This window comes from Richelia sinica FACHB-800 (genome assembly GCF_014698825.1).
In the GTDB taxonomy this organism is placed as follows: domain Bacteria; phylum Cyanobacteriota; class Cyanobacteriia; order Cyanobacteriales; family Nostocaceae; genus FACHB-800.
Genome location: NZ_JACJTT010000080.1, coordinates 1 through 3,240 on the forward strand (window position 1 = coordinate 1; position 3,240 = coordinate 3,240).

Consider the following 3,240-nt stretch of genomic DNA (forward strand, 5'->3'; position numbering starts at 1 on the left):
GGAGAAGAGAGAACCTGGCATCGAGCTATTGTGACAATCGGCTACCCGAGAACTATCGTCGCCGCAGCAGCGTTTCACCTCTGAGTTCGGGAAGGGATCAGTGTGGTTCCACCGCGCCATAGACACCAGGAAAAACTAGTGATGGTCAAAACAAAGACCATGAAGACTGCAAAGAAAGCGAGAGACCAATGTATTGTGAGGTCAAGCCCTCGGTCTATTAGTACGGCTCGGCTGCATACATTACTGCACTTCCACCTACCGCCTATGAACACCTGTTCTCGGTGTGACCTTACCTACTCATGTAGTGAGAGTACTCATCTTGAGGTGGGCTTCCCACTTAGATGCTTTCAGCGGTTATCCACTCCGCACATGGCTACCCAGCGTCTACCGTTGGCACGATAACTGGTACACCAGCGGTGCGTCCTTCCCGGTCCTCTCGTACTAAGGAAGGCTCCTCTCAATACTCTTACGCCTGCACCGGATATGGACCGAACTGTCTCACGACGTTCTGAACCCAGCTCACGTACCGCTTTAATGGGCGAACAGCCCAACCCTTGGGACGTACTTCCGCCCCAGGTTGCGATGAGCCGACATCGAGGTGCCAAACCTCCCCGTCGATGTGGACTCTTGGGGGAGATCAGCCTGTTATCCCTAGAGTAACTTTTATCCGTTGAGCGACGGCCATTCCACTCTGCGCCGTCGGATCACTAAGGCCTACTTTCGTACCTGCTCGACTTGTCGGTCTTGCAGTCAAGCTCCCTTTATGCCTTTACACTCGCCGCACGGTTTCCAAGCGTGCTGAGGGAACCTTTGCGCGCCTCCGTTACCTTTTAGGAGGCGACCGCCCCAGTCAAACTGCCCACCTGAAACTGTCCCCTCTCCGGATCACGGAGATGGGTTAGAATTCTAGCCTCGCCAGAGTGGTATCTCACCGTTGGCTCCTTATCCCCCACAAGGGATATCTCATCGCCTCCCACCTATCCTGCGCAAGCGAAGCCCGAACACCATTCCAGGCTACAGTAAAGCTTCATAGGGTCTTTCTGTCCAGGTGCAGGCAGTCCGTATCTTCACAGACATTCCTATTTCGCCGAGTCTCTCTCTGAGACACCATCCAGATCGTTACGCCTTTCGTGCGGGTCGGAACTTACCCGACAAGGAATTTCGCTACCTTAGGACCGTTATAGTTACGGCCGCCGTTCACCGGGGCTTCGGTCGTCAGCTTCACGTTACCGCTGACCAACTTCCTTAACCTTCCGGCACTGGGCAGGCGTCAGCCCCCATACTGCGTCATTTGACTTCGCGGAGACCTGTGTTTTTGGTAAACAGTCGCCTGGATCTCTTCACTGCGACCCCCCTTGCGAGGGGCACCCCTTCTTCCGAAGTTACGGGGCCATTTTGCCGAGTTCCTTAGAGAGAGTTATCTCGCGCCCCTTGGTATTCTCAACCTCCCTACCTGTGTCGGTTTCGGGTACAGGTAATTAATAGTTATGGTGTTTAGAGCTTTTCTTGGAAGCTAGATTATGCCACTTCCCCACCTTAGTGGGTCGTACTCCCGTCTCAACTCAAAGTGTTTTCTCCACCTCTCTTCATCTTGACGCTTGAACCGGTAACCAACATCCGGCTGACATTCACCTTCTCCGTCCCTCTGCACCACTACTAATCAGTACGGGATTATTCACCCGTTGTCCATCGACTACGCCGTTCGGCCTCGCCTTAGGTCCTGACTAACCCAGAGTGGACGAACCTGGCTCTGGAACCCTTAGGGTTTCGGGGCATTGGATTCTCACCAATGTTTGCGCTACTCAAGCCGACATTCTCACTTCTGTTTCGTCCACAGCTGCTTGCCGCTACTGCTTCTCCCTACTACAGAACGCTCCCCTACCGATTAATGTTTAGTTAATCCCACAGCTTCGGTACATCACTTAGCCCCGTTCATTTTCGGCGCAAGACCGCTTGACTAGTGAGCTATTACGCACTCTTTCAAGGGTGGCTGCTTCTAGGCAAACCTCCTAGTTGTCTATGCAGTCTCACCTCCTTTATCACTTAGTGATGATTTGGGGACCTTAGCTGGTGGTCTGGGCTGTTTCCCTCTTGACAATGAAGCTTATCCCCCACTGTCTCACTGGCAACGTGTGCTCTGGGTATTCTGAGTTTGTCTCGATTTGGTACCGGTCTCCCAGCCCGCACCGAAACAGTGCTTTACCCCCCAGGTATATTCGTTACCGCTGCGCCTCAACACATTTCGGGGAGAACCAGCTAGCTCCTGGTTCGATTGGCATTTCACCCCTAACCACACCTCATCCGCCGATTTTTCAACATCGGTCGGTGCGGACCTCCACTTGGTGTTACCCAAGCTTCATCCTGGACATGGTTAGATCACCAGGGTTCGGGTCTATAAACACTGATCTATTCGCCCTTTTCAGACTCGGTTTCCCTTTGGCTCCAGCATTCTCGCTTTAACCTACCAGTGCCTATAAGTCGCCGGCTCATTCTTCAACAGGCACGCGGTCATCCGTTTAATCGGACTCCCACTGCTTGTAAGCTAATGGTTTCATGTTCTTTTTCACTCCCCTTCCGGGGTTCTTTTCACCTTTCCCTCGCGGTACTTGTTCACTATCGGTCACACAGTAGTATTTAGCCTTACGAGGTGGTCCTCGCTGATTCACATGGAATTCCTCGTGCTCCATGCTACTCGGGATTCAGCTACTATCCTTTAACTTTCGACTACAAGACTTTCACTTTCTCTGGTGCAGTATTTAGCTGCTTCGTCTAGTCTCTAGATTCGATCACGCTGTCCCACTACCCCAGAAGGTAAACCCTCTGGTTTAGGCTCTTCCCCTTTCGCTCACCACTACTCAGGGAATCTCTGTTTTGATTTCTTTTCCTCCAGCTACTAAGATGTTTCAGTTCGCTGGGTTGGCTCTTTCCTGTCTATATATTCAACAGGTAGTACTTAGGGTTTCCCCATTCGGACATCTCCGGCTCATAGTTTGCTTCCAACTCCCCGGAGCTTTTCGTCGGTAACCACGTCCTTCTTCGCCTCTGTGTGCCTAGGTATCCACCATTAGCCCTTATTAGCTTGACCACTTTTCATTGGTTGAAAATCCGCAGTTTCTTGTCTTTTTTTGACCTTACTACTGCCTGCTTTTCTTTTTCTCGCTTTCTTATGCAGTTTTCATGGTTCTGACTGGATTCAAATCCAGCATTCTGTATCAACATACAGGTGCTGAACTTTTCCTT

General features: G+C 51.4%; 2 rRNA genes. Both read right to left on the minus strand.

Going from position 1 to position 3,240, the window contains the following annotated elements:
* Positions 1-12: 12 nt before the first annotated feature.
* Positions 13-130 (minus strand): 5S ribosomal RNA (rrf, locus tag H6G73_RS24085).
* Between the two features lie 67 nt (positions 131-197).
* Positions 198-3,085 (minus strand): 23S ribosomal RNA (locus H6G73_RS24090).
* Between the last annotated feature and the right edge of the window lie 155 nt (positions 3,086-3,240).